Raw genomic sequence first — 14,657 nt, 5'->3', positions numbered from 1 at the left:
GATCGGCCGTGCTATTCGGGGGCGGCAGGCGCCGGTTTGGTATCGTCCTTGGCGTCCGGCTTGGCGGGGCGCGTCGCGGACGCGATTAACTGGGCGACGGCCATGTCGCGCGCGGTGCCGCGCGGCAGGCCGAGCGCGCGCGAGACCGGATCGCCGAGCAGCGCGTCGCCGAGCGCGCTGAGCACCAGCGAGAGGGTGAGCGGCGCGACCGGTTCGCCCTGATGATCGCCCAGCGCCTCGACCACCTTGTGGATCGCATCCATGATCGGATCGAGCGAACCGCGATCGCCCGACAGGATCATCCAGGAGGCCAGTGCCCCGGCCCCCTCGCTGTCGAACGCGTCGAAGGTCAGGTCGACGATGATCCGCGGGTCCGCTTCCCCGGCGCGCGCCTTGCGGACGGCGTCCTCGATGCGGGCGGTGATGCGTTCGGCCATCGACGCGGCGAGCGCGCTCTGCAGGCCGGCGGCGGAGCCGAAATGGTGGAGCAGGTTCGCGTGGCTCTTGCCGATCCGCGCGGCCACGGCCTTCAGCGTCACGGCCTGCGGCCCATCCTCGATCAGCAGCGCGCGGGCGGCGGCGATCGCCGCTTCCTTGCTGTCTGCGGCGGTTAGACGCGTGCGCGTTGACACTATTGTCGGTTCCATCGTACTAACAATCCTGTCAAAAGCCACCGGGATATCGTGATGCAAAGCCACAGTCCGGCCGATTTGTCGATCACCCCGCGCGACCGCCGGTTCGGACGGGGCGCTCCGCAGGACCGCCACTGGCTGGCGGGCGACCCCTATCAGACGGCGATCTACAATGCGCTCTCTGTCACCTTTCCGAAAGGCGAGGCGTTCTTCGTCGAATCGGTGCGGGCTTTTCGGGACGGTACGGAGCCGCGGCTGGCCGCCGAAATCGCCGCATTCGTGAAGCAGGAGGTGATGCACACGCGCGAGCATGTCGCGTTCAACCGGCGCGTCACCGATGCCGGCTACGACGTCGCCCGGCTGGAGGCGGCGGTGGATGCGCGGCTGGCGGTGATCCGCACGCGACCGGCGATCGCCAGTCTGGCGGTGACGATGGCGCTTGAGCATTATACCGCGATCCTGGCGCATGCGTTGCTGGCCGATCCAGCGCATCTGGACCGCGCAGAGCCGGAGACCGCCGCGCTGTGGCGCTGGCACGCGATCGAGGAGATCGAGCACAAGGGCGTCGCATACGACACCTGGCTGCATGCGACGAAGGGCTGGTCGCGGTGGAAGCGCTGGTCGGTCAAGGCGAAGGTGATGCTGCTCGTCACCCAGAACTTCATGGTCGATCGAACGCGCGGTGCGCTGGACCTGCTGGCGCAGGACGGGATCATCGGATGGCGGGCGGGGTGGGGGTTGTTCCACGCGGCGTTCGTGGCGCCGGGGCTGGTGCGGCGGATCGCGGGGGCGTGGCTCGCCTATTTCATGCCGGGCTTCCACCCGTGGAACGAGGACGACCGGCCGCTAATCGTGCAGGCCGAGCGACTGCTCGCAACCGCGTAACGGTTCGTTACGCGGCGAGGAGGTGGACCGGCCCGCCGTGCGGGTCCGGTTCCAGGTGGAGAATGGCGGTCGCACCGGTGAAGCGGAAGCCGAGCTTGCGGAGCAGGGCGGTTGCGGCCGGTTCACCGTCCGGAGCCGCGTCCAGTTGCGTCAGGCCGAGCATTGCGGCGATCGCGATCATTGCGCGTGCGGCCTCGGTGGCGCAGCCGCGGTTGCGGCGGTCGGCGCGGACCCAGCAGTCGAGCGTGACTCGGCCCTGACGATCCTCGAGCGCGATGGTGCCGACGAGTTCGGAGCCGGTGCCTGTGCGCTCCATCATCAGCAGTGCCGGGCGGTCGAACTTCGCTGGCCGGGCGAGTAGCGCGTGAGCCCGATCATGGAAGCGTGCCGGGGCCAAAGTGGATGCGAACGGGGTTGCCGGGCGGGCGAGGGCGGATGCCAGGATCTCAGCATCGTCGGCCCAGCCGGGCCTGAGCAGCAGCCTGTCTGTGCGTGCGAACATGGGAACACTCTCCTTTCGTTCGGCGCGGACTAGCCGGATCGCATGACGACTTGGCGACGCTTTTGCGGACGAAGGGGAGGCGCAAAAAAGGGAGGCGGACACAGAGTGCCGACCTCCCTTTTGGTATCTGTAGCATTCGCAAACGACCGGGTCGGACGACCCGGAAGTGCGCTTACTCTGCGGCTTCGGCCAGCACCGGTGCTTCGACGCTGACGAACTTGCGGCTGAGCTTGCCCGAGTGGAACACGACGCGGCCCTCGGTCAGCGCGAACAGCGTGTGGTCCTTGCCCATGCCGACATTGACGCCCGGATAGACGCGGGTGCCGCGCTGGCGGATGATGATGTTGCCACCGATCACTTCTTCGCCACCGAACTTCTTCACGCCAAGACGGCGACCGGCCGAGTCACGACCGTTGCGGCTGGAGCCGCCTGCTTTCTTATGTGCCATATCTTCTTACTCCGGTTCGCGGATCAGGCTTCGGCGGACGCAGGCTGAGCCGACGCCTGCGGTGCCTTGTGATCGCCGATCGCGGTGATCTTCAGGATGGTGTGGTGCTGGCGATGCCCGTTCTTCCGGCGGTAGTTGTGCCGGCGACGCTTCTTGAAGACGATGACCTTCTCGCCCTTCGCCTGCGCGATGATCTCGGCCGACACGGTCAGGCCGGCGACATCCTGCGCCGCGCCGTCGTTGCCGGCGAACAGCACGTCGCCCAGCGAAACCGTCGAACCCGCGTCACCCGCGATCTTTTCGACGACGATCTTGTCTCCGGCGGCAACGCGATACTGCTTGCCGCCCGTGCGCACGATAGCGAACATGGCCCTCATCACTTCTTCAAAGCTGGTCCGGTTCGGGAATCGACTGCGTGCCGATCCCGTTCGGAAGGAAATCGCGGCTAACTGCCACAGGGTCGAAAGTCAACCTTTCGGTGACGAATACCGGTCTTTCGCGCCGGAAATCAGGCGAGTTCGGGCAGGCCGGTGGCGGTGGTCGAGTCGTAGCGCGCCTGATCCAGCATGCCCATCCGTTTCGCCACGATCGTCGGGACGAGCGCCTGGCCGGCCACGTTGACCGCGGTGCGGCCCATGTCGATGATCGGATCGATCGCGAGCAGGAGCCCCGCACCCTCAAGCGGCAGGCCGAGTGTCGACAGCGTGAGCGTCAGCATCACGATCGCCCCGGTGAGCCCCGCGGTGGCCGCCGACCCGATGACCGATACGAACGCGATCAGGAAATAATCCGACAGGTGGAGCGGGATGCCGTAGAATTGTGCGACGAACAGTCCGGCGATGGCGGGGTAGATCGCGGCGCACCCGTCCATCTTGGTCGTGGCGGCGAGCGGCACGGCGAACGCGGCATAATCCTGCGGCACGCCGAGGTTCGAGATCGTGACCGCCTCCGTCACCGGCAGCGTGCCGATCGAGGAACGCGAGACGAAGCCGAGCTGGATCGCCGGCCACGCACCCGCGAAGAAGGCGGCGGGGCGCAGGCCGTTGGCGATCAGGATGAGCGGGTAGACGACGAACAGCACGATCGCGAGACCGATATAGACCGCGCCGGCGAAGGCACCGAGCTGCGCCAGCGTCGACCAGCCATATTTGGCGACCGCGGTACCCAGGAGCCCGGCGGTGCCGATCGGGGTCAGGCAGGTGACCCACCAGAGGATCTTGCGGACGATATCGAGGAACGCGCGGTTGAACGCGACGAAGGCGTCGCTCTTCTCGCCGATCCGCACGGCGGCGGTGCCGATCACCAGCGCGATGACGACGATCTGAAGCACGTTGAACGACAGGCTGCTGACCACCGCGCCGCCGGCGTCGAGATGCGACGACACGGTCAGCCCGATCGGGTTAGACGGGATGATGCCCTTCAGGAAATCGAGCCAGCTGCCCGCGGTATCGGGGACGGTCCCGGTGCCGGGGGCAAGGCCGGAATTCACGCCGGGCTGCAGGATCGTGCCGAGCGCCAGTCCGATGCAGACCGCGATCAGCGCGGTGATCCCGAACCACAGGAGCGTCCGCCAGACGAGCCCGGCCGCACCCTGAAGATTCCGGATGTTGGCGATCGACGCGACAATGGCGGTGAAGACAAGCGGCGGCACGAGCGCGCGGAGCAGTTGGACGAAGATCGACCCGGTGAGGTCGAGTGCGCGCATCAGCCAGTTGGGGTTCGCAGCATCACCGCCAAGGGTCCGGGCGATGAAACCGAGCGCAAGACCCACGAGCACCCCGACCAGCACTTGCGTGGCGAAGCCGAAGCGCGGCGACCGGCTTGGGGCGGTGGTGGTGGCTGTCATCACGCTAAGGTGATGGTGACGCCAGTTGCGGGCAAACGACCTTTGCTATGCGCCCCGCGACCGGGACTATCCCGTCGCGGCCGCATGGCGGGGGCGAGACCGTGCCCCGCAACGGTCAGTGGCGGTGTTCGCGGCGCAGCGAGTAGCGGCCGTCCTCATAGCCGTCGAACAGCCCGGCGATGGCGGGGTGATCGATCGGTTCGTCGCTTTCGTCCGGTTCCAGATTCTGCTGGCTGACATAGGCGACATAGTTGCTGTCGGCGTTTTCGGCGAGCAGGTGGTAGAAGGGCTGGTCCTTCGCCGGCCGGATATCCTCCGGGATCGCGTCATACCATTCCTGGCTGTTCGCGAAGGTCGGGTCGACATCGAACACGACGCCGCGGAACTCGAACAGACGGTGGCGCACGACCGCGCCGATCGCGAACCGCGCGTGGGAGATCGCGGGTGCGGTCCGGCTTGCCGCTTGCTGGTCGGGGGAAAATGCGATGCTCTTGATCATGACCTCAATTTAGAGCGTTGTGGCGCCATCGCAAGCAGGGGCGGGGGCGGCTGCGACCAAGCGGTGCGCAACAAGGCTTGGCAAGGCCGCGCTGCTTCGCTAGAGGCCACCGCTCGGACCACCGCCGCGCTCCCGAGGCACGGTGCAAGACCTCTGCGGAGAGGTGCCAGAGTGGTCGATCGGGACGGTCTCGAAAACCGTTGTGCCGCAAGGTACCGTGGGTTCGAATCCCACCCTCTCCGCCACCTTTCTCTCGCAATGTCGCTTCCGTCTTGTGAGAGAACAGACGGTTGCCCCGACGTGACGGCGATCAACCTGGCCGCGCGGAGATCAGGCACGGGCGACGAGCGATATGAGATGCCGCCTCCTCGCCAGAAGACTTCATGGGCATCGCGCTTCGCCGACCAATAATGTGTGAGAGAGTTTGCTGCCGGTTTGTCGTGCGTCCATCGGCACGCCGAGGAAATACCCTTGCGCTTCGTGGCATCCTAGTTCGCAAAGCCGGTCGCGCACGGACGCGGATTCGACGCCCTCGGCGACCACCTTCAGCCCGAGGCTTTTCGCCAGCCCGATAATAGCGGCCACCATGCGATTGGCGTCGTCGTCGGTATCGATGTTGCCGACAAAGGAACGGTCGATCTTGAGCTTGTCGAAGGGCAGCATGCGCAAATGCTGGATCGAGGAGTAGCCGGTGCCGAAGTCGTCGAGCGCGAGCGAGACGCCGTGGCATCGCAGCACGTTGACGATCCGTTCGGCTGCCGCGGGATCGGAGATCAAGGCATTCTCCGTAATCTCGACGTTGATCCGGCGCGCCGGGAACCCCTGGCGGGCGAGCACGGCCAGTATCTTGTCCGAGAGCCCGCCATCACGGAACTGGACCGGCGAGACGTTGATCGCGATCGTGAGATCCGCCGGCCAATGCTTGGCGTCGATGCAGACCTGCTCGAGCAGGTGGAGCATGAGCAGGTCGATCAGCCCGCATTCCTCGATGATCGGAATGAAGCGGTTGGGCTCGATCATCGTCCCGTCGGCACGCGTCCACCGGGCGAGCATCTCGAAGCCGACGATCCGACCGGACGCAAGGTCGACGATCGGCTGATAGTGAGGATGAAAGGCGCGTGTCCCGAAATCGGCACGCATGTGGCGCTCGGTCAGCGTCCGGGCGGCGAGCTGCTCGATCATGCCGGGTCCGAACAGCCGATGGCGCGCGCGCCCGCAGGATTTCGCGTCGTACATGGCGATGTCGGCTTGCTGCAGCAGCGCGTTCGGGTCTGATGCGTGTGCCGGAAAGCAGGAGATGCCGATGCTGACACCGATCCGATGCGAATAGCGGTCGATCGGAAAGGGAGCCGCCATGTCGCGGATCAGGCGGTCGGCGAGCGCGGTCGCCATGTCATCGCCGGCCCCCAAACATTCAAGCGTCACGGCAAACTCGTCACCGCCCAGGCGGTAGACCTGTCCGGTGGCTCCGACGATCGCCGTCAGCCGCTGCGCGACCGCCTCGAGCAGACAGTCACCCACGCAGTGTCCGTAGGTGTCGTTGACCACCTTGAAGAGGTCGAGGTCGAGGAGAAAGAGGTAGAGCCGTTCTGCCGGTTCCTCGCCGCCCAGGCGCTGGTCGAGCCGTTCGCGCAAGGCCCGCCGGTTCGCCAGCCCGGTCAGCGGGTCACGATAGGCAAGATCCTGCGCGACACGCTCGGCAGCTTGCGCCCGCTGCTGCTCGACGAGCATATCGGCCTGCGCGCTCAGGACACGCTTGAAACCGGCATGGCTCGTCGACAGGGTTCGCAGGATCAGGAATGCCACGATCAGGAAGTTCGCGCCGACGCTGAAAAGCGACCAGTCCGATGAAACGAGCAGCCGGACCGTCACCGGCACGACACCGAACAGCACGACGAGATACCCCGCGATCGGCAGTGCCTGCAGGCAGAAGCAGCAGCTGATCGCACCGACGAACACGTAGAGCGCGATCGATACGCTGCGGAACTGGTCCGCCTCCGAGAAGAGCACGGCGCCCCAGCTGCCGAAGATAATGCTCAGGACCGCCGCGGTGACAATCGTACCGCGGAGATATCGCCGCACCATGTGTGGTTCCGGGGTCACGGCCCTGCGGCGTAGCCATAAAAAGGCCCGTGCGAATATCGCGACCGACAACAGGACCGGGATACCGAAACTCATGCCAAACGGCACGTCATGAAATGTGGCAATGCCCAGGAAAAGCACGTTGATGAACATCAGCGCGTACATCAACGGGATCTGGCGACGCAGGGCGCGGTACTGCTCGAGCACGAATTCGTTGGACGCCGGCACGCGACGTGATCGGATAAGCGGCAGCCGTTCGAACATTTAATGTTTCCCCAGCCGCTGTCACTAGCCGCAAGGTGTTCACAATAGATTGAAGGCCCTTGATATTAAACGCACAACGCGTGTCACCGTCCGCGCGTCATTTACCGTAATCGCTATGCCGTCCGAGCCAGCGAGGCGCTTGTCGAACTGTCCTGCCGCGTGGTCTCCAGGGGTTGGGCCTCTGCCGCGAACTCGACGCGGTCGCGACCATGGCGTTTGGCGCGGAACAGCGCGCGGTCGGCTTCGCCAAGCAACGTCTGGAGTGGCCGGTCGCCGACCGCCGACCAGGTGTCGATCCCGAACGACATCGTCACGGGTCCGAGCCGGCGGCCGTGATGCTCGACGGTCATCTCCCGGACAGCCAGGCGGAGCGCCTCCGCCCGCTGGTGAATGAGGATGGCCGACGCGCCGGGGGCGATCACCGTGAACTCTTCGCCGCCATAGCGGCACACCACGTCACCTTGCCGAAAATGCGTCTGGATCAGCGCGGCCACCGCGGCCAGCAGCAGATCGCCCGCCTCATGACCATGGCCGTCGTTGAAGCGCTTGAAATGATCGACATCGCACATCACGATCGACAGCGGCGTGCCATTCCGCTCCGCGCGCGACGTTTCCAGGGCCAGCGCCTCCTCCATGTAGCGCCGGTTGAACAGCGTGGTGAGCGGATCGCGGATCGATTGTTCGCGCAGGCGCGAGCGGAGATTGTCATTGACCAGGGCGAGCGCGACATTCTTCATCAGCACGCCGAGCCGGAAGCCGTTTTCCTCGATGAGGGCGCCCTCGACATAGATCAGCCCGAGGACTTCCCCGCCGGCGAGAAGCGGCTCGCAGCGTCGTTCGATCGAAGACCTCGCAGCGTGTACGCAGGCCAGATCGGCGCCGGGATTTGCGACGACATGACTTTGACCGCGTCGCAAGCCCCAGCAATGATCGGGCGGAAACATTTCCGGCGTCGTCTCGGGATTGCCCCAGCATGCAACGCGCAGGAGCATGTTGCGCGAATGATTGTGGACGTACACGGCACCGGCAACGTCGGCGAGCAGCTGCGGCATAAAGCACTCGAGCACCTCGGCCAGTTCACCGTCATGCTGGATGGCCTGCAGCCGTTGCGCCATCTCGCTCAGCAGTTGGTTCGAATGCTGGCGGGCGTCCTGGGTGTCGATCGCACGGACAAGGTGATCCGCCATGTCGTTATAGGCGGCGGCCAGTCTTCGGAACTCGGCGCTGCGCCCCACCGTCGATGCACGTGCAGCGCGATCACCCGTCCCGAACCGGGTCACCACGTCGAGAAGATCAGCAAGCGGCTTCGAAATGCTTGTCCGGATCAACCATGCGATGCCCCCGATCAGCAAGGCGAGGAGGGGCAATCCATATAGCAGGAGCGCGCGGACTTCACGCACTTCGGTCTGCGCTTCGCTTGTCCGCAGCGCGAGAAGCCGGCGTTCCGCGTTCCGCATCGCACTGACTTCCCGCATGACGGCGGTCATCAAAAGCCGGCCACGCCGGCGTTCTGCGGCGTCGGGCAAGCTGTCGGGCGCACTGAGCTGCATCCGGTGCGCGGCGCGGGCCATGACCCGGCTCTTCTCAGCCGTGAGTCTGGTCAGCCGGGCGGCACGGGCTTTTTGAGCGGGATTGTCGAGGACGAGCGCGCCGAGCCTCGCGACAAACGCGTCCGCTTCGATCAGATCGCCGCTGAAGCCGGCGAGGTAGCTTGTGTCCCGGCTCATCAGATAGCCGCGCAGGCGTGATTCCGCCTGGCTCAGCCGGCTCTCCACCCCATCAAGGTTGATGATGACTTCCTGAGTATGCTTGACCCAGTTGAACGCATCCTGCGAACGGGCGCTGCTTTGCAACAAGACCAGACCAAGTAGCAAAGCGGCAACAGCCGTTAGAGCAGCGACACCGTAGATCCGCACTCCGGCCAAACCGAGCTTGCTCACAGCTGATCCGCGCCTGCGAAGTGCGCGTGTGCGCCTGGCGCGCGATCGCTTTCCAGACTGTGGGCCAACCTCGTCACGCAGCTCCTCCGTCTGAACTGACGTGGGTGTAAGCCTCAATGATTAAGAATGCGGACATGACGTCTGTCATGGGCCGCGGCTATTTGAATGTGCGGTCCCGTCTCCGCGTCAACTGCGGCAGGCTTTCGTAATCGACGCAGTAAGCCGCACTAATGATCGCTTCGTGCTGTGCGAACATTCGGTGTGCACCTCGGGCGTGACCGAAACCGCTCTTCCGAGCAACGCGAATCCGTCACGTTCCCAGCCAGACCGCGGCTTTCGACAGCAGGACCGCGGGGCAGCCCAAAGATATCGAACCGTTGGTACGAGCCGGCCTAGTCCCGACAACCGCGGCGCCGACAGCCAGATAAGCCAACCTGTCAAACCGCCTGCCGCGATGTCGAAATTGCAACCGCAGTGGAATGGAACAGGCGAACCAAATTCCGTTACGGTGTGCCGGAGGAGGGCAACCAGCCGGCGCGGGACAGGAGGTCGATGGCATCATCGATGCGAGGTGGGGCTTCGGCATCAAGCTGTTCGCGCGTGTCGCCGATCAGGGCGCGCATCTGGTGGGGGACGAACACCATGTCGATGAACCGGACGGCAACGCGCGATGCCTCCTCGATCTTTTCGGGCGGGGCGTCGGATCCGGCGATCGCGCGCGCGACGCATGCGACGCCGCCATCGCGGCCGATGCGGTCCACCAATCGGGCAAGGTCGGGCATCCGGTGTGCCGTCGTTACGACAACCCGCATCAGCGCGACCGCTTCGGGCGCCAAGGCGTGATCAAGCAGACTATGACCCACCGCACGTAGCCGGTCCCGGACGGACAGATGCCACGGTACCGCACCTGACGGAATCAACGTCCGTTCGACCTTCCGCCGCACGACGGCGGCGAAGAGCTCCTCCTTGTTGGCATAGCGTGCATAAAGGCTCGCCTTCCCGGCGCCAGCCTGAGCCACGACCTGATCGCAACTCGTCGCGTCGAACCCGAGTTGCAGGAACAGGTCCGTGGCCGCGTCCAGAATGCGGCGATCGACTTCGCCTGCCTTGTCGGCGGACGGCCGCCCGCCGCGGCGTCGTCTTACTGCGTCAGGTTTTGGGTCGGCGGGTGATTGCATGACGCAACCATATAGGGCACGGGACGGTTCAACGAAACTGAACGGTACAGTTCAGTTTATAGTGGAGCAATTATCATGGCTGGCATGACGCGTGATGACCTGTCCGGAAAGATGGGCAAGATCGACTTCGGGATGCTTTCGACACGGACGGACGGCGGCGCGATCGCAAGCCGGCCAATGAGCAACAACGGCGAGGTGGAGTATCGCGGCGACAGCTTCTTCTTCACATATGAAGACGCGCGCACTGTCTCCGATATCGAGAGTGACGCCCGGGTCGGGCTGACTTTTACCGGCGCCCCCGGCTTGCTGGGCGGCCCGCCGTTGTTCATCGCGGTGGAGGGGCATGCCGAGTTGATCCGCGACAAGGCCCAGTTCGCGACGCATTGGACCACAGGTCTCGATCGGTGGTTCGGGCAAGGCATCGATACACCCGGCCTGGTGATGATCCGGGTTCGTGCAGAGCGCATCCATTACTGGAACGGCGGCGACGAAGGCGAGGTCGCGCTGTGAACGACGGCATGGGTCGGACGATCGTGCTGGCGGGCGCAACGGGCGACCTCGGTGGACGCGTGCTCTCCGCGCTTGTCCGGCGCAGGGTGTCCGCGCGCGCGCTGGTCCGCAGCGGCACGCCCGCCGCTGCGCAGGATGCCGTGCGCTCGCGTGGCGGAATGCCGATCCCGGTCGATTTCGGTGATACGACCGCGCTTGCCCGCGAGCTTGTGGGTGCGGAATGCGTCGTTTCCGTTCTGAATGGGCTTGAGCCGGTAATCCTCGAGCTGCAGAGCAGGCTGCTCGACGCGGCAGTCGCCGCGGGCGTTCCGCGCTTCGTCCCGTCAGACTTCTCGCTCGATTTCACCAAGACCCGCCCCGGTGACAACCGCAACATGGACCTGCGCCGCCGCTTCATGGCGCGCGTCGATGCGACACCTATCCGTGCAACCTCGATTCTCAACGGGGCGTTCGCGGACCTGCTGACCGGCGAGGCACCGATCGTTCTGCATCGCGTCCGCCGTATCCTCTACTGGGGTGACGCGGACCAACCGCTCGATTTCACCAGCAAGGACGACGTGGCGGACTTTACCGCCGACGTGGCCATCGACGAAGCCGCGCCACGCGTCCTGCGGATCGCAGGCGATGTGGTGACGCCACGCGATCTGGCGACGCTGATGACCCGCCTCGACAGTAGGCGGTGGAAGCCGTTGCGGGCGGGCGGCATCGGGCGGCTCTCCGCGCTGATCCGCATTGCGCGGACGCTTTCCCCGAAGAGCGACGCTCCGTTTCCGGCCTGGCAGGGAATGCAATATCTTCGCGATATGTCGAGCGGACGCGGCAAGCTCTCCCCGCTCGACAACGATCGTTACGGCAAGATCGACTGGGCGGGGGCCGAAGCCGTCCTCAGTCGTCCGCTCTGACCTCGTTCGCGAAGCTTACGATGCACGACATCCTGCCGGGCTGATCGCCGTTCCAAGTTCGATCGAACACACCAGTGCCATCGCCAAAACTGCTTTTCTCGACCGCGGCAGGCATGATCCGCTCGCTGTTTGCCGCGCCGAGGCGAAACGGACGCGATGCCCGACAGGCAGAAATTCGTTGGGCAACAATCCCGCGATCACGGCTCCGCCTTCCAGAATTGCGCGACCCGGGACCGGGTCGGCCTTCCGCAGCGAAATGCCACGGTCCAGCAGCCTCCGTGCACATCAGTTCAGTTTGAGACGGCACTGGCCGCAATCTCGCGAAATATGGTCGGTCTCGGCCTTTCGAGACCGCCGGTTGCTCGAATAGCGGTTTCACGCCCGCTTTGGGACTAGGCCACGCCGTGGCCCATCGGTTCGCCGAGGCGGACCGGCCGTTCCGGGGCCCAGCTGTCGTTGAATGCGATCACGCCCTGGCTGAACAACATTACGATCGTCGAGCCCAGCAGGAAGCGGCCCATCTCCTCGCCCTGCTTCAGGACGATGTCCCGGTCGGCGTAGGTCCATTCGGACGGCGTGTTGGTCCGCTTCGGATTGACCACGCCGTGCCAGGCGGTCGCGATGCTGCCGACGATCGTCGCGCCGACCAGCACCATCGCGAACGGGCCATGTTCCGGCGATGTGAAGATGCACACCACCCGTTCGTTGCGCGCGAACAGGTTCGGCACGCCTCGCGCCGTGACCGGGTTTACCGAGAACAGCGCGCCGGGCACGTAGATCATCCGCACGAGCCGGCCGTCGCAGGGCATGTGCAGGCGGTGATAGTCCTTGGGGGACAGATAGAGATTAGCGAAGCTGCCGTGGCGGAACTGCGCCGCCAGCGCAGCGTCGCCGCCGAGCAGCGCGGCGGTGGTGAAGCGGTGGCCCTTGGCCTGCACCATGTAATGGTCGTCGATCGCCCCGAACTGGCTGATCGCGCCGTCGACCGGACAGACGAAATCGGCGGCCGCGATCGGGCGCGCGCCGGCCCGGAGCGGGCGGGTGAAAAAATCGTTGAAGCTCTTGTAGCTCGCGATGTCCGGATCGGCGGCCTCACGCATATCGACGCCGTACTTGCCGACGAACCAGCGGATCAGCCGCGTCGTCAGCGATCCCGCCTGCGCCCCGGCGATGCGGCCGGCGAAGGTGGTCAGGTGCTGCTTCGGCAGCCCATATTGCAGCAGTATCTTCAGGCGATCGGACATCGGAACCTCGAAACATCGTCTCCGTCCATGCGCGGTCATGGGGCGGCTGGTCGACCCTTATTTTCGCGAGCGAAAGCCGGGCAGCGCCGCCCCGACGCCGGACATCACTCCGCCGTCGCGGGCGGCGGGGTGGCGGCGGTGGCGCCGTCGTAGAAGGTGTCGAGGTCGCGTTTGAAGAGCGGCATGACGGCGGGCTTCACATAGACCATGTGGCCGGACTCATAGTAGCGGAAGGTGACGTTGCCGCGCAGTGACTTGTCGAGCTGCATGTGACCGAGATCATATTCCGCACCGAAGAAGGGCGTTGCCATGTCGTAGTAGCCGTTGAGCGACAGGACCTTCAGGTACGGGTTCTGGCGCATCGCGGCCGACAGATCGAGCGCGGTATCGGCAAGCGCCATCTTGCGGCCGCCGGGGCCGCTGTGCCCCTGGTCCCAGTTGCCGCCGCCGAGTTCGGCGTAGAAGTTCGGGCGGTACTGCAGCTTCGTCCGGTAGCCGAGCGTGCCGAACAGGTAGGTGTTGAGCGCGCCGATATAGGGTCCGCTGAGCGCGGTGTCGGTGGCGTCATATTCGGGATCCTCGCCCGCCGGATCGACGTCGATCCCGACGAAGCGCGAGTCGAGCCGGCCCACGGTGCGGCGCTGATCGCGCAGCAGTTCCTTCCGGAACCGCGCCAGATCGACGCGCAGATCGACCTTCGCCAGATAGTCGGGCGACAGGCCGGTATAGGCGCTGAGTTGCTTGGCAATGACGTCGCGTTCCGCATCGGGCAGCGCGTCGCCCTTGGCCAGCGCGTTGGCGTAGGGGCCGATCGCCCATTGCCGGACCTCGGCCAGGAACGGTTCGAGCGCGGGCGGGCGGTTGGGTAGCCGGTTGTGATACCAGGCGGTGGCCGCGAAGCTGGGCAGGTAGGTGATGTGGATCTGGTCGAAACCCGGCTGGCGGACGCCGTAGTTCAGGATCGACGAGAGCAGCACGACGCCGTTCATTTGAACCCCGCGCTGTTGCAGCGCGTAGACGAGACCCGCGCCGCGCAGCGTGCCGTAGCTTTCGCCGAACAGGAATTTCGGGCTGTCCCAGCGGTTCGCGATCGTCAGGTAGCGCATGATGCCGCGGGCATAGGCGTCGATATCCTTGTCGACGCCCGCGAAGTCCTTGAGCTTCGCCTTGCCGATCGGGCGCGACAGGCCGGTGCCGATCGCGTCCATGAACACGATGTCGGTCTTGTCGAGCATCGAGAAGCGGTTGGGCGCGATGCGGTAGGGGGCCGGCGCGGTCGAGGTGGGTTCGGGCGTCTGGACCTGGACCGGGCCGATCGACCCCATGTGCAGCCACATGCTGGACGAGCCCGGGCCGCCGTTGAAGGTGAAGGTGACCGGGCGGGGGCGGGCGCCCTTCGGCCGGTCCGCGACATAGGCGACGTAGAACATCGACGCGATCGGATCGCCGTCGTCGTTGCGGATCGTGACGGTACCGGGCGTGACGGTGTAGCCGATCGTTCGCCCGCCGATCACGACGCTGCCGCGTTTGGGCTGGGCATCCTCGACCGCGGTGGCGACGGCGTAGTCGGACTCCTCGACCCCGGTGGGGCGGTCGTCGGCCTTGTCCTTGGGCGCGGGTGGCGCCTCGGGACGCGGCTGGGCGGCGAGCGGGCCGGCGATCAGCGCGGCGAGCGTGAGGGCGGCGAGGCGGGTGCGGGTCATGCGACCTCCGGTGATGGCGTGG

Annotated in this window: 14 protein-coding genes and 1 tRNA gene; 4 read left to right on the top strand and 11 right to left on the bottom strand. The window is 65.6% G+C overall.

Features of this window, described 5'->3' with window-relative positions; genetic code table 11:
- Positions 1-11 precede the first annotated feature (11 nt).
- Positions 12-647, bottom strand: coding sequence for a TetR family transcriptional regulator (locus tag IEX50_RS04450; protein ID WP_157175459.1), 636 nt, complete (start codon positions 645-647; stop codon positions 12-14).
- Positions 648-686: 39 nt separating this feature from the next.
- Between IEX50_RS04450 and IEX50_RS04445 the strand changes: the two genes are divergently transcribed.
- Complete coding sequence (locus tag IEX50_RS04445; protein ID WP_157175460.1) at positions 687-1,517, top strand: metal-dependent hydrolase; 831 nt, start codon at positions 687-689, stop codon at positions 1,515-1,517.
- A 7-nt stretch (positions 1,518-1,524) separates the two neighbouring features.
- On the opposite strand, the gene IEX50_RS04440 is transcribed toward IEX50_RS04445, so the two are convergent.
- From IEX50_RS04440 to hspQ, 5 genes are all read right to left on the bottom strand, one after another.
- The gene (locus tag IEX50_RS04440; RefSeq protein WP_157175462.1) at positions 1,525-2,019 is read right to left on the bottom strand and encodes a GNAT family N-acetyltransferase; all 495 of its coding nucleotides are present in this window, start codon (positions 2,017-2,019) and stop codon (positions 1,525-1,527) included.
- 172 nt (positions 2,020-2,191) lie between these two features.
- Positions 2,192-2,467, bottom strand: coding sequence for a 50S ribosomal protein L27 (gene rpmA, locus IEX50_RS04435; RefSeq protein ID WP_157175463.1), 276 nt, complete (start codon positions 2,465-2,467; stop codon positions 2,192-2,194).
- A 23-nt stretch (positions 2,468-2,490) separates the two neighbouring features.
- Positions 2,491-2,835 carry a 50S ribosomal protein L21 gene (gene rplU, locus IEX50_RS04430; RefSeq protein WP_157175464.1) on the bottom strand — a complete coding sequence of 115 codons (345 nt, stop codon included), beginning with the start codon at positions 2,833-2,835 and terminating at the stop codon, positions 2,491-2,493.
- A 140-nt stretch (positions 2,836-2,975) separates the two neighbouring features.
- A complete protein-coding gene (locus IEX50_RS04425) occupies positions 2,976-4,313 on the bottom strand; it encodes a dicarboxylate/amino acid:cation symporter (protein ID WP_157175466.1) in 1,338 nt (445 codons plus the stop codon).
- A gap of 115 nt (positions 4,314-4,428) precedes the next feature.
- The gene (gene hspQ / locus IEX50_RS04420) at positions 4,429-4,812 is read right to left on the bottom strand and encodes a heat shock protein HspQ (RefSeq protein ID WP_157175467.1); all 384 of its coding nucleotides are present in this window, start codon (positions 4,810-4,812) and stop codon (positions 4,429-4,431) included.
- A 157-nt stretch (positions 4,813-4,969) separates the two neighbouring features.
- Here hspQ and IEX50_RS04415 point away from each other — a divergent pair.
- A tRNA-Ser gene (locus IEX50_RS04415) sits at positions 4,970-5,057 on the top strand.
- A gap of 136 nt (positions 5,058-5,193) precedes the next feature.
- Here the strand turns inward: IEX50_RS04415 and IEX50_RS04410 are convergent.
- The 3 genes from IEX50_RS04410 to IEX50_RS04400 all read right to left on the bottom strand — a co-directional run bounded on the left by IEX50_RS04410 (position 5,194) and on the right by IEX50_RS04400 (position 10,276).
- The gene (locus tag IEX50_RS04410) at positions 5,194-7,158 is read right to left on the bottom strand and encodes a putative bifunctional diguanylate cyclase/phosphodiesterase (protein WP_157175468.1); all 1,965 of its coding nucleotides are present in this window, start codon (positions 7,156-7,158) and stop codon (positions 5,194-5,196) included.
- A gap of 113 nt (positions 7,159-7,271) precedes the next feature.
- The gene (locus tag IEX50_RS04405; RefSeq protein WP_184075161.1) at positions 7,272-9,098 is read right to left on the bottom strand and encodes a diguanylate cyclase; all 1,827 of its coding nucleotides are present in this window, start codon (positions 9,096-9,098) and stop codon (positions 7,272-7,274) included.
- Between the two features lie 503 nt (positions 9,099-9,601).
- On the bottom strand, positions 9,602-10,276 hold the full coding sequence (locus IEX50_RS04400) for a TetR/AcrR family transcriptional regulator (protein ID WP_157175470.1): 675 nt from the start codon (positions 10,274-10,276) through the stop codon (positions 9,602-9,604).
- Between the two features lie 75 nt (positions 10,277-10,351).
- On the opposite strand from IEX50_RS04400, the gene IEX50_RS04395 reads away from it, so the two are divergent.
- Together IEX50_RS04395 and IEX50_RS04390 are read left to right on the top strand one after the other, a co-directional pair.
- The gene (locus IEX50_RS04395) at positions 10,352-10,786 is read left to right on the top strand and encodes a pyridoxamine 5'-phosphate oxidase family protein (protein ID WP_157175471.1); all 435 of its coding nucleotides are present in this window, start codon (positions 10,352-10,354) and stop codon (positions 10,784-10,786) included.
- The gene (locus IEX50_RS04390) at positions 10,783-11,688 is read left to right on the top strand and encodes an NmrA family NAD(P)-binding protein (protein ID WP_229673639.1); all 906 of its coding nucleotides are present in this window, start codon (positions 10,783-10,785) and stop codon (positions 11,686-11,688) included. The genes IEX50_RS04395 and IEX50_RS04390 overlap by 4 nt, the downstream gene beginning before the upstream one ends.
- Positions 11,689-12,080: 392 nt before the next feature.
- Here the strand turns inward: IEX50_RS04390 and asd are convergent, their stop codons facing one another.
- Both asd and IEX50_RS04380 read right to left on the bottom strand, forming a co-directional pair.
- Positions 12,081-12,932 carry an archaetidylserine decarboxylase gene (gene asd / locus IEX50_RS04385; RefSeq protein ID WP_157175473.1) on the bottom strand — a complete coding sequence of 284 codons (852 nt, stop codon included), beginning with the start codon at positions 12,930-12,932 and terminating at the stop codon, positions 12,081-12,083.
- 104 nt (positions 12,933-13,036) lie between these two features.
- Positions 13,037-14,635 (bottom strand): S10 family peptidase, encoded by a 1,599-nt coding sequence (locus IEX50_RS04380; protein WP_157175475.1) that lies wholly within the window; start codon positions 14,633-14,635, stop codon positions 13,037-13,039.
- Positions 14,636-14,657 lie beyond the last annotated feature (22 nt).

It is taken from the genome of Sphingomonas prati (assembly GCF_014643515.1).
GTDB classification, from domain to species: Bacteria; Pseudomonadota; Alphaproteobacteria; order Sphingomonadales; family Sphingomonadaceae; genus Sphingomonas_R; species Sphingomonas_R prati.
This window is presented reverse-complemented; position numbering and strand designations above follow the sequence as displayed.

Bases quoted from the DNA above. Each gene is read 5' to 3' on its own strand.
- IEX50_RS04450 (WP_157175459.1), bottom strand. From the start codon at position 647: ATGGAACCGACAATAGTGTCAACGCGCACGCGTCTAACCGCCGCAGAC.
- IEX50_RS04445 (WP_157175460.1), top strand. From the start codon at position 687: ATGCAAAGCCACAGTCCGGCCGATTTGTCGATCACCCCGCGCGACCGC.
- IEX50_RS04440 (WP_157175462.1), bottom strand. From the start codon at position 2,019: ATGTTCGCACGCACAGACAGGCTGCTGCTCAGGCCCGGCTGGGCCGAC.
- rpmA (WP_157175463.1), bottom strand. From the start codon at position 2,467: ATGGCACATAAGAAAGCAGGCGGCTCCAGCCGCAACGGTCGTGACTCG.
- rplU (WP_157175464.1), bottom strand. From the start codon at position 2,835: ATGTTCGCTATCGTGCGCACGGGCGGCAAGCAGTATCGCGTTGCCGCC.
- IEX50_RS04425 (WP_157175466.1), bottom strand. From the start codon at position 4,313: ATGACAGCCACCACCACCGCCCCAAGCCGGTCGCCGCGCTTCGGCTTC.
- hspQ (WP_157175467.1), bottom strand. From the start codon at position 4,812: ATGATCAAGAGCATCGCATTTTCCCCCGACCAGCAAGCGGCAAGCCGG.
- IEX50_RS04410 (WP_157175468.1), bottom strand. From the start codon at position 7,158: ATGTTCGAACGGCTGCCGCTTATCCGATCACGTCGCGTGCCGGCGTCC.
- IEX50_RS04400 (WP_157175470.1), bottom strand. From the start codon at position 10,276: ATGCAATCACCCGCCGACCCAAAACCTGACGCAGTAAGACGACGCCGC.
- IEX50_RS04395 (WP_157175471.1), top strand. From the start codon at position 10,352: ATGGCTGGCATGACGCGTGATGACCTGTCCGGAAAGATGGGCAAGATC.
- asd (WP_157175473.1), bottom strand. From the start codon at position 12,932: ATGTCCGATCGCCTGAAGATACTGCTGCAATATGGGCTGCCGAAGCAG.
- IEX50_RS04380 (WP_157175475.1), bottom strand. From the start codon at position 14,635: ATGACCCGCACCCGCCTCGCCGCCCTCACGCTCGCCGCGCTGATCGCC.